General features: G+C 62.4%; 20 protein-coding genes and 1 riboswitch. Of the genes, 14 read left to right on the forward strand and 6 right to left on the reverse strand.

All coding sequences use genetic code 11. The features are described from left to right. Positions 1-351: 351 nt before the first annotated feature. Positions 352-1,968, forward strand: coding sequence for an L-aspartate oxidase (nadB, locus tag BLU76_RS25345; RefSeq protein WP_063322532.1), 1,617 nt, complete (start codon positions 352-354; stop codon positions 1,966-1,968). Here the strand turns inward: nadB and BLU76_RS25350 are convergent. Both BLU76_RS25350 and BLU76_RS25355 read right to left on the reverse strand, forming a co-directional pair. Beyond that, a complete protein-coding gene (locus BLU76_RS25350; RefSeq protein ID WP_092148611.1) occupies positions 1,937-2,389 on the reverse strand; it encodes a protein YgfX in 453 nt (150 codons plus the stop codon). The two genes, nadB and BLU76_RS25350, sit on opposite strands and share 32 nt — an antisense overlap. Then, positions 2,373-2,627: an FAD assembly factor SdhE gene (locus BLU76_RS25355; RefSeq protein WP_003184348.1), complete on the reverse strand. Its 255-nt coding sequence runs from the start codon at positions 2,625-2,627 to the stop codon at positions 2,373-2,375. Before BLU76_RS25355 ends, BLU76_RS25350 begins: the two co-directional genes overlap by 17 nt. 149 nt (positions 2,628-2,776) lie before the next feature. Here BLU76_RS25355 and BLU76_RS25360 point away from each other — a divergent pair, with 149 nt between their 5' ends. Next, positions 2,777-3,718: a CAF17-like 4Fe-4S cluster assembly/insertion protein YgfZ gene (locus BLU76_RS25360; protein ID WP_092148614.1), complete on the forward strand. Its 942-nt coding sequence runs from the start codon at positions 2,777-2,779 to the stop codon at positions 3,716-3,718. Positions 3,719-3,753: 35 nt separating this feature from the next. Further along, on the forward strand, positions 3,754-4,575 hold the full coding sequence (locus BLU76_RS25365; protein WP_092148617.1) for an HDOD domain-containing protein: 822 nt from the start codon (positions 3,754-3,756) through the stop codon (positions 4,573-4,575). Positions 4,576-4,757: 182 nt separating this feature from the next. Here the strand turns inward: BLU76_RS25365 and BLU76_RS25370 are convergent, their stop codons facing one another. Then, the gene (locus BLU76_RS25370; protein WP_092148620.1) at positions 4,758-6,149 is read right to left on the reverse strand and encodes a sensor histidine kinase; all 1,392 of its coding nucleotides are present in this window, start codon (positions 6,147-6,149) and stop codon (positions 4,758-4,760) included. After that, positions 6,142-6,813: a response regulator gene (locus BLU76_RS25375; protein ID WP_063322537.1), complete on the reverse strand. Its 672-nt coding sequence runs from the start codon at positions 6,811-6,813 to the stop codon at positions 6,142-6,144. The genes BLU76_RS25370 and BLU76_RS25375 overlap by 8 nt, the downstream gene beginning before the upstream one ends. Positions 6,814-7,239: 426 nt before the next feature. On the opposite strand from BLU76_RS25375, the gene BLU76_RS25380 reads away from it, so the two are divergent. Genes BLU76_RS25380 through BLU76_RS25395 form a run of 4 tightly spaced genes read left to right on the forward strand, consistent with a single transcriptional unit; the run spans position 7,240 to position 11,298 of the window. Further along, positions 7,240-8,232 (forward strand): Bug family tripartite tricarboxylate transporter substrate binding protein, encoded by a 993-nt coding sequence (locus BLU76_RS25380; protein WP_003198777.1) that lies wholly within the window; start codon positions 7,240-7,242, stop codon positions 8,230-8,232. Between the two features lie 55 nt (positions 8,233-8,287). After that, positions 8,288-8,749, forward strand: coding sequence for a tripartite tricarboxylate transporter TctB family protein (locus tag BLU76_RS25385; protein ID WP_063322539.1), 462 nt, complete (start codon positions 8,288-8,290; stop codon positions 8,747-8,749). Position 8,750: 1 nt separating this feature from the next. Continuing rightward, positions 8,751-10,265 (forward strand): tripartite tricarboxylate transporter permease, encoded by a 1,515-nt coding sequence (locus tag BLU76_RS25390; protein ID WP_072347108.1) that lies wholly within the window; start codon positions 8,751-8,753, stop codon positions 10,263-10,265. Next, positions 10,258-11,298 (forward strand): AbrB family transcriptional regulator, encoded by a 1,041-nt coding sequence (locus tag BLU76_RS25395; RefSeq protein ID WP_063322541.1) that lies wholly within the window; start codon positions 10,258-10,260, stop codon positions 11,296-11,298. Before BLU76_RS25390 ends, BLU76_RS25395 begins: the two co-directional genes overlap by 8 nt. A 244-nt stretch (positions 11,299-11,542) precedes the next feature. Here the strand turns inward: BLU76_RS25395 and ung are convergent, their stop codons facing one another. After that, the gene (gene ung / locus BLU76_RS25400; RefSeq protein WP_063322542.1) at positions 11,543-12,235 is read right to left on the reverse strand and encodes a uracil-DNA glycosylase; all 693 of its coding nucleotides are present in this window, start codon (positions 12,233-12,235) and stop codon (positions 11,543-11,545) included. Positions 12,236-12,366: 131 nt separating this feature from the next. Between ung and BLU76_RS25405 the strand changes: the two genes are divergently transcribed. Beyond that, the gene (locus BLU76_RS25405) at positions 12,367-13,479 is read left to right on the forward strand and encodes an enoyl-CoA hydratase/isomerase family protein (RefSeq protein WP_092224898.1); all 1,113 of its coding nucleotides are present in this window, start codon (positions 12,367-12,369) and stop codon (positions 13,477-13,479) included. 92 nt (positions 13,480-13,571) lie between these two features. Here BLU76_RS25405 and BLU76_RS25410 read toward each other — a convergent pair whose 3' ends face one another. Further along, positions 13,572-14,000, reverse strand: coding sequence for a hypothetical protein (locus BLU76_RS25410; RefSeq protein WP_092148636.1), 429 nt, complete (start codon positions 13,998-14,000; stop codon positions 13,572-13,574). A gap of 305 nt (positions 14,001-14,305) precedes the next feature. Beyond that, positions 14,306-14,407, forward strand: a riboswitch (guanidine-I (ykkC/yxkD leader). Positions 14,408-14,467: 60 nt separating this feature from the next. On the opposite strand from BLU76_RS25410, the gene BLU76_RS25415 reads away from it, so the two are divergent. From BLU76_RS25415 to uca, 6 genes are all read left to right on the forward strand, one after another. Next, complete coding sequence (locus BLU76_RS25415; protein ID WP_092224900.1) at positions 14,468-15,535, forward strand: putative urea ABC transporter substrate-binding protein; 1,068 nt, start codon at positions 14,468-14,470, stop codon at positions 15,533-15,535. Positions 15,536-15,550: 15 nt separating this feature from the next. Then, a complete protein-coding gene (locus BLU76_RS25420) occupies positions 15,551-16,366 on the forward strand; it encodes an ABC transporter permease (RefSeq protein WP_092224902.1) in 816 nt (271 codons plus the stop codon). After that, positions 16,363-17,151: an ABC transporter ATP-binding protein gene (locus BLU76_RS25425; protein WP_092224904.1), complete on the forward strand. Its 789-nt coding sequence runs from the start codon at positions 16,363-16,365 to the stop codon at positions 17,149-17,151. Before BLU76_RS25420 ends, BLU76_RS25425 begins: the two co-directional genes overlap by 4 nt. A 13-nt stretch (positions 17,152-17,164) precedes the next feature. Continuing rightward, positions 17,165-17,890 carry an urea amidolyase associated protein UAAP1 gene (locus tag BLU76_RS25430; RefSeq protein ID WP_063322547.1) on the forward strand — a complete coding sequence of 242 codons (726 nt, stop codon included), beginning with the start codon at positions 17,165-17,167 and terminating at the stop codon, positions 17,888-17,890. An 11-nt stretch (positions 17,891-17,901) separates the two neighbouring features. Further along, positions 17,902-18,543 carry an urea amidolyase associated protein UAAP2 gene (locus tag BLU76_RS25435; protein WP_092224906.1) on the forward strand — a complete coding sequence of 214 codons (642 nt, stop codon included), beginning with the start codon at positions 17,902-17,904 and terminating at the stop codon, positions 18,541-18,543. A 222-nt stretch (positions 18,544-18,765) separates the two neighbouring features. Next, on the forward strand, positions 18,766-22,446 hold the full coding sequence (uca, locus tag BLU76_RS25440; protein ID WP_092224908.1) for an urea carboxylase: 3,681 nt from the start codon (positions 18,766-18,768) through the stop codon (positions 22,444-22,446). Positions 22,447-22,463 lie beyond the last annotated feature (17 nt).

Consider the following 22,463-nt stretch of genomic DNA (forward strand, 5'->3'; position numbering starts at 1 on the left):
ATCTTGCACCAACCCGACGCTGCTCCCTTTTGCAGACAACCGTCTATTGAACGTAGGCGCTTGGCAAAAGTTCCCGCTATCTATAGCGCTGTACACTGAATATCAGGCAACCGTGACGAGATAAACAGCGTTCTATCCTCGAAACGGCGGCCTTATCGACGTTGTACCCAAACCGGCAATCCGACGAAGCGTGTCGCTTTTCCGTCACGCTGGTTTCACATTGCCATGAATGCCCGGCTATTGTGCCGATCCCCCCCTCTATATACTAGTGGGCTGCGTGGCTGCCTGACCCGTTGAAGCGGTGTCTTGCGCCAACCCCGACCCGGGTCGCCTTGAGCGGAAACCATTCGAATGAGCCAACAGTTTCAACACGATGTTCTGGTAATCGGCAGCGGAGCCGCCGGATTGAGCCTTGCGCTGACTTTGCCTGCGCATTTGCGCATTGCAGTACTGAGCAAGGGCGACCTGGCCAACGGTTCGACCTTCTGGGCCCAGGGCGGCGTCGCAGCCGTACTGGACGATACCGACACCATTGAGTCCCATGTCGACGACACCCTCAACGCCGGTGGTGGCCTTTGCAATCCACAGGCGGTGCGTTTCACCGTGGAACACAGCAGGGAAGCCATCCAGTGGCTGATCGACCAAGGCGTACCGTTTACCCGTGACGAACAATCGGGCACCGAAGACGGCGGTTTCGAGTTCCACTTGACGCGCGAAGGCGGTCACAGCCATCGACGCATCATCCATGCGGCTGACGCCACCGGTGCAGCGATCTTCAAGACCCTGCTCGCCCAGGCGCGACTGCGGCCGAACATCGAGTTGCTGGAGCAGCGCGTCGCGGTCGACCTGATCACCGAAAAACGCCTGGGCCTGGACGGCGATCGCTGCCTCGGTGCCTACGTGCTCAATCGCGGCACCGGTGAAGTCGATACCTACGGTGCGCGCTTCGTCATCCTGGCGTCCGGCGGCGCAGCGAAAGTCTACCTTTATACCAGCAACCCCGACGGCGCCTGCGGCGATGGCATTGCCATGGCCTGGCGTTCGGGTTGCCGGGTGGCGAACCTGGAGTTCAACCAGTTTCACCCCACCTGCCTCTATCACCCGCTGGCCAAGAGTTTCCTGATCACCGAAGCCCTGCGTGGCGAAGGGGCCCACCTGAAACTGCCCAACGGCGAACGCTTCATGCAACGCTTCGATCCGCGCGCCGAACTGGCGCCGCGCGACATCGTCGCCCGGGCCATCGACCACGAAATGAAGCGCCTGGGTATCGATTGCGTTTACCTGGACATCAGCCACAAGCCCGAAGCGTTCATCAAGAGCCACTTCCCGACGGTGTACGAACGCTGCCTGGAGTTCTCCATCGACATCACCAAGCAGCCGATTCCGGTGGTGCCGGCAGCGCATTACACCTGCGGTGGCGTGATGGTCGACCAACAGGGCCGCACCGACGTGCCTGGCCTGTATGCCATTGGCGAAACCAGCTTCACCGGCCTGCACGGCGCCAACCGCATGGCCAGCAACTCGCTGCTGGAATGCTTCGTCTACGCCCGCTCGGCGGCGGCAGACATCCTGGCGCAATTGCCGCAGATTGCCGTTCCAGCCGCCCTGCCCTCGTGGGACGCCAGCCAGGTCACCGATTCGGATGAAGACGTGATCATCGCGCACAACTGGGACGAACTACGGCGATTCATGTGGGACTACGTGGGCATCGTGCGCACCAACAAGCGCCTGCAACGAGCACAACATCGGGTGCGCTTGCTGCTGGATGAAATCGACGAGTTCTACAGCAACTATAAAGTCAGTCGCGACCTGATCGAACTGCGCAACCTGGCCCAGGTGGCCGAACTGATGATTCGCTCGGCCATGGAACGCAAGGAAAGCCGGGGGCTGCATTACACCCTCGACTACCCGAACCTGCTGCCCGAGGCACTGGACACTATCCTGGTGCCGCCCACCTACGCCGACTGAACCTGAGCTGCACCCGCAGGCGCCGATGAACATCCGGCGCCAGCGCGTCGCGCGGCACACACACCGACCGGACCCGCCGTTCACCCTGCACGCGAAAACGCAGCACGACGATCATCGGCAGCGCCAGGCTATCGGGGCGCAGTTGCACAGCCCGCCACCCATCGGCCCGGCTCCAGAGTTGCCAGCCAGCGGCATTACGACGCAACCCGCAGAAAGCCCGGCGATGGGTCAGCACGACATATCGGGGGATCACCCAGGCACCATGGGCCAGGCACAATACAATGCCAAGCGCTGCGAACGAGGATGGGACGGACAACAGGCACAACGAACCCAGGGCGAACACCTGGGCCAGCAGATAAGCCGCCAGCAGTTGCCCGGAGGCCTGCCAGCGGCATTCGAAGCGATTACTTGGGCTGGACACGGTCCAGAATCATCCGGACCATGCGCTGCAACTCAGGGTCTTCGGATTCACTGCGCTCCATGAACCAGCCGAACATGTCCTGATCCTCGCATTCGAGCAGGCGGACATAGCACGCGCGGTCCACTTCATTGAGATGGGGATAGACCTCTTTGACGAATGGCACCAGCAACACGTCCAGCTCAAGCATGCCGCGGCGGCTGTGCCAGTAGAGGCGATTCAGTTCAACATCTTCGACCATGGAGCGCTCCTCAAATAGAGCGCAAGTATACAGGCCCCGCCGCAGTGGAACAGACAGCTTTGGTCGGGCACCACCGATCCTTTGTGAACTACCCATTTCAAGGGCGCCCCCTTATGATGTCTACCAGACCTTTTATCCTGCGATGACCCATGGCTGATTCCGCTTTTTTCTGCACCCTGTCCCACGAAGGCGTCCTCGCGGTCCGCGGCGTGGATGCCAGCAAATTCCTGCAAGGCCAATTGACCTGCAACCTCGACTACTTGAGCGACAGACGAGCCAGCCTCGGCGCCCGCTGCACCCAGAAAGGCCGGATGCAATCGAGTTTCCGCATTCTGCTTGAAGGTGACGGTGTATTGATGGCCATGGCCACCGAGTTGCTCGAACCGCAACTGGCCGACTTGAAAAAATATGCCGTGTTCTCCAAGTCCAAGCTCACCGATGAAAGCGCGGCCTGGGTTCGCTTCGGCCTGGAAAACGCCGACAAGGCGCTGACCGACCTGGGCCTCGAACTGCCGAGCGACACCGACAGCGTGGCTCGCCATGAAGCCTTGATCGCCATCCGCGTATCTCCCGGTCGCGCCGAATTGTGGGCCCCTGCCGAACAGGCACAGACGCTGCGAACCCGCCTGGGCGCAGAACTGGCCGAAGCGGACCTGAACCCCTGGCTGCTGGGCCAGATCCGCGCAGGAATCGGCCAGGTCATGCCGGCCACCCGCGAACTGTTCATCCCACAGATGCTCAACCTGCAAGCCGTCGGCGGCGTGAGTTTCAAGAAAGGCTGCTACACCGGCCAGGAAATCGTCGCCCGCATGCAATACCTGGGCAAGCTCAAGCGACGCCTGTATCGCCTGCAACTGGACGCCAGCGAACTACCGGAGCCCGGCACAGCGCTGTTCTCCCCCACGCATGGCAGTTCCATCGGCGAAGTGGTGATTGCCGCCCGCGGCGAAGGAAATATTGAACTGCTGGCAGTATTGCAGGCCGAAGCAGCAGAAGATGACAATCTGCACCTCGGTGCCTTGGAAGGCCCACGCCTTCAACTGTTGGACCTGCCTTACGAACTGGATCGCGACCGCGAAATCCAGCGCTGATCGCAGCATTTGCCGCAATACCCTAGAGAACCGAAATGAGCGATTTGGCGGATAAGGTCCAACGGGATTTGGTGCAAGCCATCGATAACGATGACTTGGTTCTGCCGACATTACCGGAAGTGGCCCTGCAGATTCGCCGGGCCGCCGAAGACCCGGAAATCAGCGTCAGCAACCTGAGCAAAGTGATCGGCCGCGATACGGCCCTCTCGGCACGCCTGATAAAGGTGGTCAACAGCCCACTGCTGCGCGCCACCCAGGAAGTCACCGACCTGCACACGGCCATCACTCGATTGGGCGTCAACTACAGCAGCAACCTGGCCATCGGCCTGGTCATGGAGCAAATTTTCCACGCCCGCTCCGAGGTGGTGGAACTGAAGATGCGCGAGGTCTGGCGCAAGAGCCTGGAGATCGCCGGCGTCAGCTATGCGCTGTGTCGCGGTTACACCCAACTCAAGCCCGACCAGGCCGCGTTGGGTGGGCTGGTGCACCAGATCGGCGTGTTGCCGATCCTGACGTATGCGCAAGACAACAATGAATTGCTGTCGGACCCGGTCAGCCTCAACCACGTCATCGAAACGATTCACCCGGTGCTGGGGGACAAACTACTTAGCGTCTGGGAGTTTCCGGAGCGGTTGGTGAAGCTGCCGGGGCTGTATCTGGATTTCACCCGGGATTCCAAGCAAATCGATTATGTCGACCTGGTGCAGGTCGCTGCGCTGTATTGCTACAAGGACACCGATCACCCGCTCAGCCGAATTGATGTGTTTTCAGTCCCGGCTTTCAAGAAACTGGGGATCGACCCGGACAACAAGGCCCGCTGCGTGGATATCGAAGAAGCGCGGTCGATGTTTTATTAAGCCCAGCCTGACAAGCAGGAAATCTGGGCCAGATGCTGACCTGTGGTGAGGGGATTTATCCCCGTTGGGCTGCGAAGCGGCCCCCATCGACCGAACAGACACACCGCAGTGATAGCAAATCCTGGGGCGCTGCGCGCCCGACGGGGATAAATCCCCTCGCCACAACAGTGTTCGGCCTTGGCTCAATCTGAACCTGGGATAAAACTCACCCGCACCTTCAACCCCCGCTCAAGCCCATCATGCAAGGTAATCTGCGCCAAGTGGGCACGGCAGATTTCACCCACGATCGCCAACCCCAGGCCGGAGCCGGCCACTTGCTGGTTGCGTCGATAGAAGCGCTCGAACACCCGATCCCGCTCGTGCAGCGGAATGCCGGGGCCATCGTCCTCGACCTCCAGCACGGCCGGCGCAGAAACCCGCAAGATTACATTGCCGCCCGACGGGGTATGGGCCAGGGCGTTGTCCACCAGGTTGCTCAACAACTCGTTCAACAAGGTCGGCTCGCCCCGCAACCACACAGGCTCGTCGGCTTCCAGGGCCAGCGCCACCCCTCGGGCATGGGCCAGCGGGGCCATGGCCATGCCCAACTCACGAGCCAACTGGCTGAGATCAAGCAGTTGCGCGCCGCCCTCGGCAATGGCCCGGGCGCCGTTTTCCACACGCGCCAAGGACAGCAATTGGTTAGCCAGGTGGGTTAACCGGTCAGTACCTTGGGCCGCAGTTTCCAGGGTTTCACGCCAGGTCGCCGGTTCGCTGGCTCGCAAGCCCAGCTCAAGGCGGGCCTTGAGTGCAGCCAGGGGCGTGCGCAATTCATGGGCGGCATCGGCAATGAATTGCGCCTGGCGTTCGAATTGCCCGCGCAGACGCTCGGTGAAATGGTTGAGGGCGCGCACCAACGGCCAGAGTTCATGCTGCACTTCCACCAGGGGCAATGGCCGCAGGTCATCCGACTGGCGCTCTTCCACCGCCGTGCGCAAGCGTTCCAACGGGCGCAATGCCGCGCTGACTGCAAACCACACCAACAGCAGCGCGCCCACGGCCAGCATGCCCAGGCGCAACAGCGTGTCGGCCATCAGCCCGCGGGCCATGCTGACCCGCGCCTCTTCAGTCTCCGCTACACGAATTTCCGCCATGCCGTTCATGTTCGGCTCGCTCACGGCCTTGAGCAGGCTCACCACCCGCACGTTCTGGCCCTGATAGCGAGCGTTGTAAAAGCGCGCCAGGGCTGGGTAATCGTCCGTGCGCGGCGTGCCGGGTGGCGGACCGGGGAGGTTTTCATAGCCGGAAATCAGCTTCTTGTCGATGTCATTGACCTGGTAATAAATGCGTCCGGCGCTGTCGTAGGCGAAAGTATCCAGGGCCACGTAGGGCACATCCGCACTGAGGCTGCCGTCACGCGCCGAAAGGCCCGCAGCGATGGTCCGGGCCGAAGCCAGCAGGGTCCGATCGTAGGCGGTGTCGGCAGCCTCGCGACCGTTCCAATAGGCGCTCAAGCCGCTGGCGAGCATCAATACCACCAGCAGCAGCGCGAGGTTGCGAAGCAGCCGCCAGCGCAGGCTGTCGGGCTTATGCATTGCGATTTTCCAGCAGGTAGCCCAGGCCGCGGAACGTCACGATCGCCACCGCATGACCATCGAGTTTCTTGCGTAGGCGATGAACGTAGATTTCGATGGCGTCGGGGCTGGCCTCTTCGTCCAGGCCGAACACCTGGGCCGCCAGTTGCTCCTTGCTCATCACCCGCCCCGGCCGGGCGATCAACGCCTCCAGCACGGCTTGCTCACGGGAGGTCAGCGTCAACAGTTCATCGTCGAGGGTAAACCGGCGGGTGTCCAGGTCATAGACCAGCCCGCCACAGCGCTGCTGGCGCTCGCCGCCCAGTACGCTGCGGCGCAGCAGGGCCTTGACGCGGGCCTCCAGCTCAGTGAGCTCGAATGGCTTGGCCAGGTAATCGTCGGCGCCGAGGTTCAGGCCATGGACGCGGTCCTTGACGTCGCTGCGAGCGGTCAGCATCAGTACCGGCAAGGTCTTGCCACGGGCCCGCAGACGCGCCAACACCTCGAAGCCGTCCATGCGCGGCAGCCCGACATCCAGGACCGCCACGGCGTATTCCTCGCTGCTCAAGGCCAGGTCGGCCGCGACGCCGTCGTGCAGCACGTCCACGGTCAAACCGGCACTCTTGAGCGCTTGGGCAACGCTTTCGGCGAGCTGCAGATGGTCTTCGACGAGCAGAACACGCATGGGTTATTCCTCGATTCAGGGATGGCCGACGCCATTCTTTGGCGCGGAGTTTACAGCCGCATCCGCCAGTGTGAAGCCAAAAAACACGCTGAAAGCTTTTGAAAGGTTAGCGAAAGGTTGGGCCGTTAGAGTCCCTTTACGGATAGTTTCGACTGACCGTCGCGGCGCCCGATCGCGAATGAAAAATGCCACGAAGCATTTTCGTCCTGAATAAGAAGAATAAAAGCGGAGTATTCACCATGCTGTCCATGCAGCTACAGGCCCCAGCGCCTGCTCGCCCTTCTCGCTTCAACCAGACCGCCTTGGGCGGTGTCGCCCTGCATTCAATCCCGGTAATGACCTGCGCGCCCCGTCAGCGATGACTTGGGCGGGATCTGTCAACGACACATTTTCACCACGCATAACAACAATCCTGTGGAGACAACAATGAACCTTTCACTGCGTAAAGTAGCCCTGGCCGCCGGATGCCTGATGTTCGCCGGGCAGTTGCTCGCCGCTGATCCATCCAAGGAGCCCAAGCGCCCCGAATGCATCGCCCCGGCGGCACCGGGAGGCGGCTTCGACCTGACGTGCAAACTGGCGCAAAGCGCGCTGGTGAACCAGAAACTGCTGACCAAACCCATGCGTGTGACCTACATGCCCGGCGGTGTCGGCGCGGTGGCGTACAACGCAGTGGTCGCCCAACGCCCGGCCGACGCCGGCACGCTGGTGGCCTGGTCCAGCGGTTCGCTGTTGAACCTGGCGCAAGGCAAGTTCGGTCGTTTCGATGAAAACGCCGTGCGCTGGCTGGCGGCCGTTGGCACCAGCTACGGCGCCATCGCGGTAAAGAGCGATTCGCCCTACAAGAACCTCGATGATCTGGTACAGGCCCTGAAGAAAGATCCAGGTTCCGTGGTCATCGGTTCCGGCGGCACCGTCGGCAGCCAGGACTGGATGCAAACCGCCCTGATCGCCAAGGCTGCCGGCATCGACCCGCGCAAACTGCGCTACGTGGCACTCGAAGGCGGTGGTGAAATCGCCACAGCCCTGCTCGGCGGCCATATTCAGGTCGGCAGTACGGACATTTCCGACTCCATGCCGCACATCCAGAGTGGTGACATGCGTCTGTTGGCGGTGTTCTCCGATAAACGCCTGGACGAGCCGGAAATGAAAGATATCCCGACCGCTCGCGAACAAGGCTACGACATCCTCTGGCCAGTGGTCCGTGGCTTCTACCTCGGGCCAAAGGTCAGCGACGAAGACTACGCCTGGTGGAAAGACGCGTTCGACAAACTGCTGGCTTCCGAAGAGTTCGCCAAGTTGCGCGACCAGCGCGAGCTGTTCCCGTTCGCCATGACCGGCCCGGAACTGGATGCCTACGTGAAGAAACAAGTGGCTGATTACAAGGTGCTGGCCAAAGAGTTCGGCCTGATCCAGTAACCGTCTCTGTTCTCGCGGCGGCGCCGGCACTGTCGGCGCCGCCCAGGAGTTAGTCATGCTCACCATCCAACGTATTTTTGCCGCGGTGCTGCTACTGGCCTGTATCGGCCTGGCACTGATGGCCTGGCCCTATCAAGCGGCCTTTTCCTACGAACCGGTCGGCCCGCGCGCCTTCCCCTTGCTGATGCTCGGGCTGATGGGGCTGGCATTGCTGTACATGCTGTTTCGCCCGACGCCCATCGTGCATAGCGACGAAGACCCGCACCTGGACCGCGAAACCTTGCAGAAAATCGGTATCTGCGTGGTGCTGCTGCTGGTCTTCGCCGGCACCTTCGAACCCTTGGGCTTCATTCTTGCCAGCATCCTGATCGGCGTGCCGATGGCGCGCCTTTACGGCGGTCGCTGGGTGCCCAGCGTGGTGATCATCAGCCTGATGGCCATCGGTCTTTACCTGTTGTTCGACAAGCTGATGGACGTGCCGCTGCCCCTGGGCCTGCTCGACGTCCTGGAGAATTGATATGGATACCCTGAATTATCTCGGCCAGGGTTTTGGCGTTGCACTGACCCCCTACAACCTCGTCACAGCACTGACCGGCACCCTGATCGGCACCGTGGTCGGCCTGCTGCCGGGCCTGGGCCCGATCAACGGCGTGGCGCTGCTGATCCCGATTGCCTTTGCCCTGGGGCTGCCGCCGGAATCGGCGCTGATCCTGCTGGCCGCGGTGTACCTGGGTTGCGAATACGGCGGACGTATCAGCTCGATCCTGCTCAACATCCCGGGTGAAGCTTCCACCGTGATGACCACCCTCGATGGCTATCCAATGGCCCGCCAAGGCCTGGCCGGCGTGGCATTGTCGCTGTCGGCGTGGAGTTCGTTCATCGGCGCGTTCATCGCCACCTGCGGCATGGTGTTGTTCGCACCGTTGCTGGCCAAATGGGCGATTGCCTTCGGGCCGGCGGAATATTTCGTCCTGATGGTGTTCGCCATTGTCTGCCTCGGCGGCATGGCCGGCGACCGACCGCTCAAGACCTTCATCGCGGCGCTGATCGGCCTGTTCCTGTCCAGTGTCGGAATCGATGCCAACAGCGGCGTATACCGCTTCACCGGTGACAACATCCACTTGACCGACGGCATCCAGTTCGTCGTGCTGGTGCTGGGCCTGTTCTCCATCAGCGAAATCCTGTTGCTGCTGGAAAAAACCCATCGCGGCCAGGAGGCAGTGAAAGCTACCGGGCGGATGATGTTCAACTTCAAGGAAGCCGCGTCGGTCTTCACTGTGAACCTGCGCTGCGGCGTGCTCGGTTTCATCATGGGCGTGCTGCCGGGTGCTGGTGCGACCCTGGCCAGTGCCGTGGCCTACATGACGGAAAAACGCATTGCCGGCGCCGGTGGCACGTTCGGCCAGGGCGACAAGCGCGGCCTCGCCGCCCCGGAAACAGCCATCGGTGGCGCGGCCTGCGGTGCGCTGGTGCCAATGCTGACCCTCGGTGTTCCCGGCTCGGGCACCACCGCGGTGATGATCGGCGCGCTGTCGCTGTACAACATCACGCCCGGTCCACTGCTGTTCCAGCAACAGCCGGACATCGTCTGGGGCCTGATCGCGTCGTTGTTCGTCGCCAACGTCATGCTGGTGATCCTCAACATCCCGATGATCCGCATCTTCACCCGGATCCTGGCGGTGCCGAACTGGGCGCTGGTTCCGGTCATCGCGATCATCACCGGAATCGGTGTCTATGCGGTGCATGCCACCACGTTCGACCTGTTCCTGATGATCGGTATCGGCATCTTCGGCTATATCCTGCGCAAGCTGGACTTCCCGCTGTCGCCAGTGCTGCTGGGCTTCATCCTCGGTGGCCTGATGGAGCAGAACCTGCGGCGTGCGCTGTCGATTTCCAACGGTGCACTGGAGATCCTCTGGTCGAGCCCGATCACGTTCGGCTGCTGGATCCTGACAGCGATCATGCTGTTCATGCCATTGCTGCGAATCTGGCGTCGCCGCGCCGCTCAACGTCGCGCCCTGGCCAATGTCTGAGGCGACATTCAGACAATGGTGGGGAACACCGCTGGTCGGCCTGGCCGGCGGTTACCTGGCCAGCCTGATCGGCTGGCCTTTGCCCTGGATGGTCGGCTCGTTGCTGGCGATCATCCTGGTGCGCTGTCTTACGCCGTGGCAACTGATGGAAATCCCCGGCGGCCGTAAGTGCGGCCAATGGGTGGTGGGCATCGGTATCGGCCTGCACTTCACTCCTGTGGTGATGGAGCAGGTGCTGAGCCACTTCGGCCTGATCTTCTTCGGTGCGCTGATCACCAGCGTGTCCAGCGTGGTGAGTGTCTGGCTCATGCGTCGCACTGGCGAGGAGCGCGCCACCGCGTTCTTCTCGAGCATGCCGGGCGGTTCCGGCGAAATGGTCAACCTCGGCGCCCGCAACGGCGCGGACCTTAGTCGTGTTGCAGCAGGCCAGAGCCTGCGGGTGCTGGTGGTAGTGTTGTGCGTGCCGGCAGCCTTCAAGTACCTGTTGGGCGAAGGCTCGCCGGTGCAACACGCCACGACGGTGGACTGGCTGTGGCTGGCGATCCTGTTCCCGGCGGGCGCCCTGCTCGCCTGGGTCTGGGAGCGATTGCGCCAACCCAACCCCTGGTTGTTCGGACCCTTGCTGGTAAGTGCGGCGGTGAGCGTCGGTTGGGACCTGCACATCGGCCTGCCCAACGGCGCCAGCCAGGTCGGCCAGTGGTTGATCGGCAGCGGATTGGGTTGTCATTTCAACCGGCAGTTCTTTCGTCGGGCGCCGTCGTTCATGGGGCGTACCCTGATCGGCACGGTGTTGACGATGCTGATCGCCACGCTTGCAGCCCTAGGCTTGAGCACCTTGACCCATCTGGATCTGCGTTCACTGACACTCGGTATGATGCCCGGCGGCATCGCGGAAATGAGCCTGACGGCGGAAACATTGCAACTGTCAGTGCCATTGGTGACAGCGTTGCAGGTGATGCGATTGCTGTTTGTGTTGTTTCTGGCGGAGCCGTTGTTCAGGTATTGGATGCGCAAGCCGGGTTCGGACTTATAGACCAAGTTGCCTTCATCGCGAGCAAGCTCACTCCCACAGGGACTTTGGTCGAGCTCCAATTTCGGCTTCACACAATGTGGCGAGGGAGCTTGCTCCCGCTGGCCTGCGAAGCAGGCCTCTGCATTTTTTCAGCCGGACCGCATGATCCGATTTTGCGACTGCTGCGCAGCCGAGCGGGAGCAAGCTCCCTCGCCACGGGTTGTGGGTGGTTTGGGCTCGCGATGGGGCCCTGACTGCCGACCACTTAAAGCGGCGGCAACCGCCAATCAATAGGCGCCTCGCCATGTTGCTCGAGGAACTTGTTGGCCCGACTGAAATGCCCGCACCCCAGAAAACCCCGATAAGCCGACAACGGTGACGGGTGAACCGAGGTCAGCACCAAGTGCTTGGTAGCGTCGATCAGTTTCTGCTTGCTCTGGGCATGGGCGCCCCATAACAGGAAGACCAGGTTCTGCTGGTGTTCGCTGACCACTTCGATGACCCGGTCGGTGAAATGCTGCCAGCCCTTGCCTGCGTGGGCGTTGGCGTTGGCACGCTCCACGGTCATGGTAGTGTTGAGCAGCAACACGCCTTGGTCGGCCCAGCTTTGCAGATAGCCGTGGTTGGGAATATCGATGTTCAGATCGCGCTTCAACTCCTTGTAGATATTGACCAGCGACGGCGGCGCCGGCACACCCGGTTGCACCGAGAAACACAAGCCATGGGCCTGGCCCGGGCCGTGATACGGATCCTGGCCGAGGATCACCACCTTGACCTTGTCCAGCGGTGTGGAATTGAGGGCATTGAAAATCAGCGGTGCCGGTGGATAAATTTCCTTGCCGGCGGCGTACTCCCGACGTAGGAATTCGCGCAACTCCGCCATGTAGGGCTGGTCGAACTCGGCACGCAGTGCCTGCTTCCAGCTCGGTTCGAGTTTGATACGGTCGTCGGCAGTCATGGTTGCATCCGGTAAAAACAATGGGCGCACCCTAGGAAAGCCTACATGGCTTGTCAATTGATCTGACGCAGAACCAGCACTTTCCCACGCAGCGGTCATACTGATTATTCAAATTTCTGATCGAGGTCACGATGAATCTGCACTTCGAAGAGCTCACCGGCATCGACGGTGCCCGTATCGGCATCGCCACCCTGGACGCCGAAAAATCCTTGAATGCCTTGTCCCTTCCGATGATCAACGCCTTGCGTGATCGTCTCGATGCCTGGGCCCGGGAGCCGCAGGTCGTTTGTGTGCTGTTGCGCGGCAATGGCGCCAAGGCCTTCTGCGCCGGCGGTGAAGTGCGCAGCTTGGTGGAAGCCTGCCGCGCCCATCCCGGCGAAGTGCCGCCGTTGGCGGCCCAATTCTTCGCGGCGGAATACCGCTTGGACTTCAACCTGCACACCTATCCAAAACCCCTGCTGTGCTGGGGCCACGGTTATGTACTGGGCGGCGGCATGGGCCTGCTGCAAGGCGCCAGTACCCGCATCGTCACGCCAAGCAGTCGCCTGGCCATGCCGGAAATCAGCATCGGCCTGTACCCGGATGTCGGCGCCAGTTGGTTCTTGTCGCGCCTGCCCGGCAAGCTCGGGCTGTTTCTCGGCCTGACCGGCGCCCACATGAATGCCCGGGACGCCATCGACCTGGACCTGGCCGACCGCTTTTTGCTGGATGAACAACAGGACGACCTGATCGAAGGCCTGCTGCAACTCAACTGGCAGGAACAGACCGCGGTGCAGCTCAACAGCCTGCTCAAGGCCCTGCAACAGGAAGCGGTCGGCCAAATGCCCGAAGCCCAATGGCTACCACGTCGGCAGAAAATCGATGAATGGCTGGATGTCAGCGATGTGCGCTGCGCCTGGAAAGCGCTCAGTTTGTTGGTGGACCACCCGGACCCGTTGATCGCCCGCGCGGCCAAGACCATGAGCGAAGGCTCCCCGCTGACCGCTCATCTGGTCTGGGAACAGATCGCCCGTGCCCGGCATTTGTCCTTGGCCGGCGTGTTCCGGATGGAATACACCTTGAGCCTCAACTGCTGTCGCCATCCGGAATTCAGCGAAGGCGTGCGCGCGCGGCTGATCGACAAGGACCACAAGCCCCGTTGGCACTGGCCGGACATCAACCATGTGCCCGAGGCGGCGGTCGAGGCGCACTTTCACAAGGAGTGGGAAGGTCGGCATCCGTTGGCGGATTTGTCTAACGAGTAACGCGTCAGCAACTCCCACAAGAGCTATCCCATCGGGTTTATTGCAGGCACAAAAAAGCGGCGCTTTATGCGCCGCTTTCTGTTGCCCTGGGATCAGCGGTGACTGCCCCGTCCATCGTGATCGCCGCGTCCCCGATGATCACGTCCGCCTCGACCGCGTCGGTCGTCATTCCAGCCGCCCCGGTCATGGCCGTCCCAGCCACCCCGATTCGGATAAGACCGGTACGCCGCTCGCGGTGGCGAGTAGTAGCGTGGGCCTTGCTGGTAGTAACGCGGTGCCGAGTAATGGCGCGGCGCCGGTTGGTAGTAACGCGGTGCCGAGTAATAGCGCGGCGCCGGTTGGTAATACCGCGGGGCGTAATAGCCACGCGGAGCCGAATAATAACTCCCGCCACCGTAATAGACCGGTGCCGGTGAGGTATAGACCTCGGAACGGTAGTAGCTCGAGTCTCCGTCGTAGTAAGGCACGCAGGCCGAAAGAGTCAAACCGAGAAACGCAATGAGGAGCAGTCGTCGATACATGGCGGCCTCCTGGACCGCGAATGAGCCGCATCAGCGACGCTGATGGGCGGCAGCCAACTTTGTGTGACTGACGCATATTCAGACAGCAAAATCGGAATCTGGTGCGACCTGGCAACAACTAGAAACATGTCGCTCGTCGCCCTCTTCCGGTGCGCGACGGCACCACAAGCAAGCACAAATCCGCCCCCAAGCATTCTCTCCCCAACACCTGCCCTCTCTAACCCGGGCCTTTGCCCGAATTGGCACGGCTCTCGCTTTAACAAACCCCGTGCAGGAGTCATCACAGGTTCGCGGCACCACAATTTGCAATGGCTGACTAGGGTTCCGGCTCGCCTCTGGCGAGTGACTGGTCCGAGAGTTGGCGACCTCCAGTTGAGGTTACACGGCGGGACAAAAGCCCGGGAGACAAGCCACCGTTCGCGGTGCCGCGTTGCTCCTGTCCGCCCTTGATCAACTGGAGAACCACCATGTTCAAGCTTCGTCTGTCCGCCCTGCTCCTCGCCGTCCTCTCGGCCCTCGTGAGCTTCTCATCCGCCGCTGCTCAAAAAGACCACTTCAGCGTCTGCTGGACCATTTATGCCGGTTGGATGCCCTGGGAATACGCCGGTAGCCAAGGCATCGTCGACAAATGGGCGAAAAAATACGGCATCAAGATCGATGTCGTGCAGCTCAACGATTACGTCGAATCCATCAACCAGTACACCGCCGGTCAGTTCGACGGCTGCACCATGACCAATATGGACGCCCTGACCATTCCCGCCGCCGGTGGCGTGGACAGCACCGCGCTGATCATCAGCGACTTCTCCAATGGCAACGACGGCATCGTCCTCAAGGGCGAAGGCAAGAAAGTCACCGATCTCAAGGGCATGGACGTCAACCTGGTGGAACTGTCGGTGTCCCATTACCTGCTGGCCCGCGCCCTGGATTCGGTTGGTCTCGCCGAGAAAGACCTGAAAGTCGTCAATACCTCCGACGCCGACATCTCTGCCGCCTTCAACACCGACCAGGTCAAGGCCGTCACCACCTGGAACCCGATGCTCTCGGACATCAAGGCCCAGCCCGGCGTGAGCGAAGTGTTCAATTCCAGCCAGATCCCTGGCGAGATCATGGACATGATGGTGGTCAACACCCAGACCCTGCAGGACAACCCGGCCCTGGGCAAAGCGTTGACCGGCGCCTGGTTTGAAGTGGTGGCGCTGATGAACGCGAAAAACGCCGCGAGCAAGACCGCGTTGGAGCACATGGCCAAGGCCTCGGGCACCGACCTGGCCGGCTTCCAGGCGCAACTGGACACCACCAAGCTGTTCGCCACACCCAAGGAAGCCCTGGGTTTCGCCACCAGCGAACAACTGCCCGCCACCATGGGCAAAGTCGCCAACTTCTCGTTCCAGCACAGCTTGCTGGGCGAAGGTGCCAAGGACGCCAACGCAGTCGGCATGGCGTTCGCCAATGGCGTAACCCGCGGCGACAAGGCCAACCTCAAGCTGCGCTTTGACCCGACCTACGTACAGCTGGCTGCCGACGCCAAGCTGTAAACCGGAGGACCTGGCATGCGCCTGATCAACCGCTACCCGGATCGTCCCAGCCGCTTGTTGCTGGTGATCCTGCCCTTCGCGCTGGTGTTGCTCGCCTACTTCATGGGCTCGGCCGAACGGTTGACGGACAACCCCAACGACAAACTGCTACCCAGCGCCGTGCAAATGGCCGATGCGGTCAAGCGCCTGGCCTTCACCGCTGACGCCCGCAGCGGCGAATACCTGCTCTGGCAGGACACCGCGTCGAGCCTGCGTCGGTTGGCCATCGGCCTGGGCATCAGTGCCCTGGCCGGACTGTGCCTGGGCATCGCCGCCGGCACGTTGCCGCTGTTGGGCGCGCCGTTATCGCCGCTGCTCACCGTGGTGTCGATGGTGCCGCCGCTGGCCATCCTGCCAATCCTGTTCATCGTCTTTGGCCTGGGGGAATTGTCGAAAGTCATGCTGATCGTGATTGGCATCACACCGTGCCTGGCTCGCGACCTGGAACAGCGCGCCCGGGAAATTCCGCCCGAACTGCTGATCAAGGCCCAGACCCTCGGCGCTTCGACCTGGACGCTGATGCTGCGGGTGGTGCTGCCGCAATTGCTGCCGCGCTTGCTGATTTCCCTGCGGCTGATGCTAGGTTCGGCCTGGCTGTTTCTGATCGCCGCCGAAGCCATCGCCTCCACCGATGGGCTGGGCTATCGGATTTTCCTGGTGCGGCGTTACCTGGCGATGGACGTGATCTTGCCGTACGTGGTGTGGATCACCCTGCTCGCCTGGCTGATGGACTGGGGCCTCAAGCGCCTGACCCGGCAAGCGTTCCCCTGGTATGAGGGGGCGAAGGCATGAGCTTTATTACGGTGAACAACGTCTGGCAACAGTATGCCGATCAGGTGGTACTGGAGCGTTTGAACCTGAGGGTCGCCGAAGGTGAGTTCTGCACCCTGGTGGGTGCCTCGGGTTGCGGCAAGTCGACCTTCCTGCGGTTGCTGCTGGGCCAGGAGCGCGCCAGCCGCGGGCAGATTCTCCTGGACGGCGAGCCCTTGGCCGGCGAGCCGGATGCCAGCCGGGGCGTGGTGTTCCAACGCTATTCGGTGTTCCCGCACCTGACCGTGCTGGACAACGTGGCCCTGGGCCTGGAGTTGCCGCGCTCAGCACTTTTGGGGCGGCTGTTCGGCAGCGCCAAGCGCCAGGCCCGCGAAGAAGCTGCGCAACTACTGGACAAAGTCGGCCTCGGCCATGCGCTGGATAAATACCCGGCGCAACTGTCCGGGGGTATGCAGCAGCGGCTGGCGATCGCCCAGGCACTGATCATGAAGCCGCGGGTCCTGCTGCTGGACGAGCCCTTCGGCGCCCTCGACCCGGGCATTCGCAAAGACATGCATGCCCTGCTGCTGGAGCTGTGGCGCGAAACCCGGCTGACGGTGTTCATGGTCACCCACGACCTGTCCGAAGGTTTCAGCCTCGGCACACGCCTGTTGGTGTTCGACAAGGTCCGCGTCGATCCCCACGCCCCCGGCGCCTATGGCGCACGCATCACCTACGACATCCCATTGAACAGCGACCGCCGCACCGCCCGTGCCGCCGTCGACGCCCTGCCCGCCGAACTGGCCGGCACGTTGCGTATTGCTTGAACGGAGTTTTTTCATGACCGACTCGACCCACTTGTTTACGCCCTTCGCCGAAGAATTGCTGCCCGGTGGCGGCCACCGCTCCTTCGTGCTCAAGCGCGGCCAACTGCTGCGCCTGACCGACCTGCGTGGCGGGGCCAACGTGAGCCTCACGCTACTCAATGCCAACGAGAAAACCGAACGCCTGAACCTGCCCGACAGCCTCAAATGCCAACACACCGCCAAGCTCACCGCCGGCCACTGCCTTTACTCGGACATGGGCCGGGTGCTGGCGGCCATCACCGCCGACACCTGCGGCTGGAGCGACAGCCTGGGCGGCGTGCTCTGCGCCGAGGAAGTCGCGCAAAAATACGGTCAGGGCCGCTACCAGGAACTGCGCAACGGCTTCTTTCGCAACGGCACCGACAACCTGTTGGTGGAACTGGGCAAATGGGGACTGGGCCTGTCCGACCTGCTGATGACCCTCAACCTGTTCAGCCGGGTCGATGTCGATGAGGCCGGAAACTTTCACTTCGTCGAGGGCAATTCCCTGACCGGCGACTACATCGAGTTGTACGCGCCGATGGACACCCTGGTGGTGCTGACCGCGCTGCAACACCCGATGGACCCGAACCCGCAATACGCCCCGCAACCGCTCAAGCTCAGTTGGATGAATGCCGATGCCAGCGTCGCCGAGCACTGCCGCCTTTCGCGTCCGGAAAACCAGCGCGGCTTTATCAACACCGACCGCCTGTTCGCCTGAGGATCGCTGCCATGTCACTCGCCATCGCCACCGCACACAAGCAACCCGATACCGCCGTCTACCGTGCCACGATTCCCGCCGGGGAACCCTGGCTGGTGGAGGTCAAGAAGGGCCAGACCCTGCGCATCCTCGACCTGGAAGGCAACCAAGCGGTCGATACGCTGTTCTACAGCCTGGCCAATCCCAAGGAACGCTACGACGTGCAGCGCACCCTGCGTCGACAAAACAGCGTTTACCTGAGCACCGGCAGCGTGCTCTATTCCAACCTCGGCCACCCGATGCTGACCATCGTCGAAGACACCTGCGGGCGCCACGACACCCTCGGCGGCGCCTGCGCGCAGGAAAGCAACACCGTGCGCTACGCCCTGGAGAAACGCTACATGCACAGCTGCCGTGATAACTACCTGCGGGCCTGCGCCCACGACGGTCGCCTGGGCAAGGGCGATATCGGGCCGAACATCAACTTCTTCATGAACGTGCCAGTCACCGCCGATGGCGGCCTGACCTTCGAAGACGGGATCTCGGCGCCAGGCAAATACGTCGACCTGCGGGCCGAGATGGACGTGATCGTGTTGATCTCCAATTGCCCACAACTGAACAACCCGTGCAACGCCTACAACCCCACGCCTGCGGAGCTTTTGATATGGAACTGAAACTCACCCGCCTGCGCCGCTGGCTGTTCGCGTTGTGCCGGAGCCGGTCGGGGCAGTGCATCAAATAACGCCCTGATCCCTTGTGGGAGCGAGCAAGCTCGCACAAGGGGCGCAGTGATGTTTGGAAATTTCGCCACCTGGGACGACCCCGGCGGCCATCGAAAACTGCGGGACGGCCCGCATCCCAATTCAGGCAGACCTGCATGCCTGAGGGGTAATGCCATGTTCGAAAAAATCCTGATTGCCAACCGTGGCGCCATCGCCTGCCGCATCCTGCGGACCTTGCGTGAGCTGAAGGTCGAGGGCGTTGCGGTGTATTCCCAGGCCGACGCCGCCAGCTTGCATATCCTCCAGGCCGATGAAGCCCACTGCCTGGGCGAAGGCGCGGCGGCCGGTACTTACCTGGCGGTGGACAAGCTTTTGGCGATCGCCAAAAGCTGCGGCGCGACGGCGATTCATCCCGGCTACGGCTTTCTCTCGGAAAACGCCGCCTTCGCCGAAGCTTGCGAAGCGGCCGGTATTGCCTTCATCGGTCCGACGCCAGAGCAACTGCGTGTGTTCGGCCTCAAGCACACCGCCCGCGACCTGGCGCGCCGGCACGGCGTGCCACTGCTCGAAGGCACCGAACTGCTCGACAGCCTCGACGCCGCACTGTTGGCCGCAACCCGGATCGGTTATCCAGTGATGCTCAAAAGCACCGCCGGCGGCGGCGGCATCGGCATGCGCGTGTGTCGCAGCGCCGCTGAGCTGAGCGAATCCTTCGAAGCGGTCAAGCGCCTGTGCCAGAACAACTTCAGCGATGCCGGAGTGTTCATCGAGAAGTACATCGAACGCGCACGGCATCTGGAGGTACAGGTGTTCGGCGACGGCCAGGGCCAGGTGATCGCCCTGGGCGTGCGCGACTGCTCGGTGCAACGGCGCAACCAGAAAGTCCTCGAGGAAACCCCGGCGCCGAACCTGCCCGAGGGCATGGCCGACGAACTCTGCGCAGCGGCGATCCAACTGGCCCAAGCCGTGAACTACCGCAGCGCCGGCACTGTGGAATTCGTGTTCGACAGCGACGCCGGGCGCTTCTATTTCCTGGAAGTGAACACCCGCCTGCAAGTGGAGCACGGCGTCACCGAGCAGGTGTGGGGCGTGGACCTGGTGCGCTGGATGGTGCAATTGGCGGCCGGTGATTTACCGCCACTGAACGAGCTGGGCCAAGGTTTGAAAGCCGAGGGCCACGCGATCCAGGCGCGCTTGTATGCCGAGGACCCAGGCCGGGATTTCCAGCCAAGCCCAGGGCTGCTGACCGCCGTGAAATTTCCCCAGGCCGACGGCAAAGCACTGCGCATCGACACGTGGGTCGAGGCCGGTTGCCAGATCCCGCCCTACTTCGACCCGATGATCGCCAAGGTCATTCGCTGGGCGCCGACCCGCGAGCAAGCGCGCCTGGGCCTTTATCAAGCACTGGATGAAAGCCTGCTGTACGGCGTCGAGACCAACCGCCAATACCTGCAACAAATTCTCCTCGACACACCGTTTGCCAACGGCCAGCCCTGGACCCGTTGCCTGGAGACGTTGGTCTATCGTGCCCACACCGTTGAAGTGCTCAGTCCAGGCACCCAGACCAGCGTCCAGGACTATCCCGGCCGCCTCGGTTATTGGGCCGTGGGTGTACCGCCGTCAGGGCCGATGGACAGCCGTTCGTTGCGCCTGGGCAATCGCCTCTTGGGCAACGAAGAAGGTGCGGCGGCATTGGAAATCACCATGAACGGGCCGCTGCTGCGTTTCAACTGCGCCGCCCGAGTGGCGGTGACCGGTGCGGTGATTGCCCTCACGCTCGACGGTGAAGCGGTGCCGATGAATACACCGTTGTCGATTGCTGCCGGCGCCACCCTCGCGATCGGCAACATCTCTGGCGCCGGGGCACGCAGTTACCTGTGCCTGCAAGGCGGCGTGCAAGTGCCGGATTACCTGGGCAGTAAAAGCACCTTCACCCTCGGCCAGTTTGGCGGCCACGGCGGACGAGCGTTGTGTACCGGCGACGTGTTGCACCTGGCACCGCTGGATGAGCACACGACACTGCCGCCAACGAGCGCACCGGACCTGGAACTGCCGAGCGTGCGCCAGATCCGCGTGATCTACGGCCCCCACGGCGCGCCCGAATATTTCACCGAGCGCTACATCCAGACCTTCTTCGACACGGCCTGGGAAGTGCATTTCAACTCCAGCCGCACCGGCGTGCGCCTGATCGGGCCGAAACCCGAATGGGTCCGCGCCGACGGCGGCGAGGCCGGGCTGCACCCTTCCAATATCCATGACAACCCCTACGCCATCGGCGCCGTGGACTTCACCGGCGACATGCCCGTCATCCTCGGCCCCGATGGCCCGAGCCTGGGCGGTTTCGTCTGCCCGGTGACGGTGATCGAGGCGGACCTCTGGCAGTTGGGGCAACTCAAGGCAGGGGACAAGGTGCGGTTTGTGCCGGTGGACATATCCACCGCCCGCTCACTGGCGACACACATCCCTTGTGGCGAGGGAGCTTGCTCCCGCTCGAGTGCGCAGCACTCGCCAGACAATGATCCTACCGATAAAGAGTTGGGGCCGCTTCGCGACCCAGCGCGAGCAAGCTCGCTCGCCACAGGTTCTGGGCACACACAGAAATGGGGGTCGCCTGTGGTACTGGATATCGGTCAGGACGATACGCGCCTGGTGGCAAGGCTATCCGGCGACACCCACCTGCTGCTGGAAATCGGCGCCCCCGAACTGGACCTGGTGCTGCGCTTTCGCGCCCACGCCTTGATGCAAGCGTTGCAACACAAACACCTGCCCGGCGTGATCGACCTGACGCCGGGCATTCGCTCGCTGCAAGTGCACTATCAACCCGAGCAATTACCCCTGGCCGATCTACTGTCCATCGTCGCCGGGGAATGGGACGCCGTGTGCGCCGCGCAGGACCTGCAAGTGCCGTCGCGCATCGTCCACCTGCCACTGTCCTGGGACGATCCGGCTTGCCAACTCGCCATCGAAAAATACATGACCACGGTGCGCAAGGACGCGCCCTGGTGCCCAAGCAACCTGGAGTTCATCCGACGCATCAACGACCTGCCCAACCTCGATGAGGTGCAACGCACGGTGTTTGACGCCAGCTACCTGGTCATGGGCCTGGGGGACGTCTACCTTGGCGCACCGGTCGCCACGCCGCTCGACCCACGCCATCGCCTGGTGACCACCAAATACAACCCGGCCCGCACCTGGACCGCGGAAAACTCGGTAGGCATTGGCGGCGCCTATATGTGCGTGTACGGCATGGAAGGCCCGGGCGGCTATCAGTTCGTCGGGCGCACGTTGCAGATGTGGAATCGTTATCGGGACGTCGCCGCCTTCGACGGCAAGCCGTGGCTGCTGCGGTTCTTCGACCAGATCCGCTTCTACCCGGTCAGTGCCGATGAACTGTTGCGCATCCGCCGGGACTTCCCCCTGGGCCGCTTCGACCTGGCGATCGAGCATAGCCAGCTCAATCTCGCTGAGTACCAGCGTTTCCTGGCGCAGGAGGCTGACAGCATCGCTGCGTTCCGTCACCAGCAACAAGGCGCCTTCGAGGCCGAACGCGAGCGTTGGATCACCAGTGGCCAGGCGCACTTCGACAGTGAAGAGCCGGCCATCGCCCCGAGCGAGGATTCGCCGCTGACTGACGGTCAACTGAGTGTCGACAGCCACATCGCCGGTAACCTCTGGCAGGTCCAGGTGGAGGTTGGCGCTCGGGTCGCCGCTGGCGATGTGCTGGTCATCCTGGAGTCGATGAAGATGGAAATCCCGGTGCTGGCACCCGTGGCCGGCATGGTACGCGAGGTGCGCGTGCAGCCCGGTTCGGCGGTGCGCGCCGGACAGCGTGTCGTGGTGCTGGAACGTGACTGAACTCAATCAAAGGATTA

The sequence above is a fragment of the Pseudomonas sp. NFACC08-1 genome, assembly GCF_900106735.1.
Taxonomy (GTDB): domain Bacteria; phylum Pseudomonadota; class Gammaproteobacteria; order Pseudomonadales; family Pseudomonadaceae; genus Aquipseudomonas; species Aquipseudomonas fluorescens_Q.

Bases quoted from the DNA above. Each gene is read 5' to 3' on its own strand.
- nadB (WP_063322532.1), top strand. From the start codon at position 352: ATGAGCCAACAGTTTCAACACGATGTTCTGGTAATCGGCAGCGGAGCC.
- BLU76_RS25355 (WP_003184348.1), bottom strand. From the start codon at position 2,627: ATGGTCGAAGATGTTGAACTGAATCGCCTCTACTGGCACAGCCGCCGC.
- BLU76_RS25360 (WP_092148614.1), top strand. From the start codon at position 2,777: ATGGCTGATTCCGCTTTTTTCTGCACCCTGTCCCACGAAGGCGTCCTC.
- BLU76_RS25365 (WP_092148617.1), top strand. From the start codon at position 3,754: ATGAGCGATTTGGCGGATAAGGTCCAACGGGATTTGGTGCAAGCCATC.
- BLU76_RS25370 (WP_092148620.1), bottom strand. From the start codon at position 6,149: ATGCATAAGCCCGACAGCCTGCGCTGGCGGCTGCTTCGCAACCTCGCG.
- BLU76_RS25375 (WP_063322537.1), bottom strand. From the start codon at position 6,813: ATGCGTGTTCTGCTCGTCGAAGACCATCTGCAGCTCGCCGAAAGCGTT.
- BLU76_RS25380 (WP_003198777.1), top strand. From the start codon at position 7,240: ATGAACCTTTCACTGCGTAAAGTAGCCCTGGCCGCCGGATGCCTGATG.
- BLU76_RS25385 (WP_063322539.1), top strand. From the start codon at position 8,288: ATGCTCACCATCCAACGTATTTTTGCCGCGGTGCTGCTACTGGCCTGT.
- BLU76_RS25390 (WP_072347108.1), top strand. From the start codon at position 8,751: ATGGATACCCTGAATTATCTCGGCCAGGGTTTTGGCGTTGCACTGACC.
- BLU76_RS25395 (WP_063322541.1), top strand. From the start codon at position 10,258: ATGTCTGAGGCGACATTCAGACAATGGTGGGGAACACCGCTGGTCGGC.
- ung (WP_063322542.1), bottom strand. From the start codon at position 12,235: ATGACTGCCGACGACCGTATCAAACTCGAACCGAGCTGGAAGCAGGCA.
- BLU76_RS25405 (WP_092224898.1), top strand. From the start codon at position 12,367: ATGAATCTGCACTTCGAAGAGCTCACCGGCATCGACGGTGCCCGTATC.
- BLU76_RS25410 (WP_092148636.1), bottom strand. From the start codon at position 14,000: ATGTATCGACGACTGCTCCTCATTGCGTTTCTCGGTTTGACTCTTTCG.
- BLU76_RS25415 (WP_092224900.1), top strand. From the start codon at position 14,468: ATGTTCAAGCTTCGTCTGTCCGCCCTGCTCCTCGCCGTCCTCTCGGCC.
- BLU76_RS25420 (WP_092224902.1), top strand. From the start codon at position 15,551: ATGCGCCTGATCAACCGCTACCCGGATCGTCCCAGCCGCTTGTTGCTG.
- BLU76_RS25425 (WP_092224904.1), top strand. From the start codon at position 16,363: ATGAGCTTTATTACGGTGAACAACGTCTGGCAACAGTATGCCGATCAG.
- BLU76_RS25430 (WP_063322547.1), top strand. From the start codon at position 17,165: ATGACCGACTCGACCCACTTGTTTACGCCCTTCGCCGAAGAATTGCTG.
- BLU76_RS25435 (WP_092224906.1), top strand. From the start codon at position 17,902: ATGTCACTCGCCATCGCCACCGCACACAAGCAACCCGATACCGCCGTC.
- uca (WP_092224908.1), top strand. From the start codon at position 18,766: ATGTTCGAAAAAATCCTGATTGCCAACCGTGGCGCCATCGCCTGCCGC.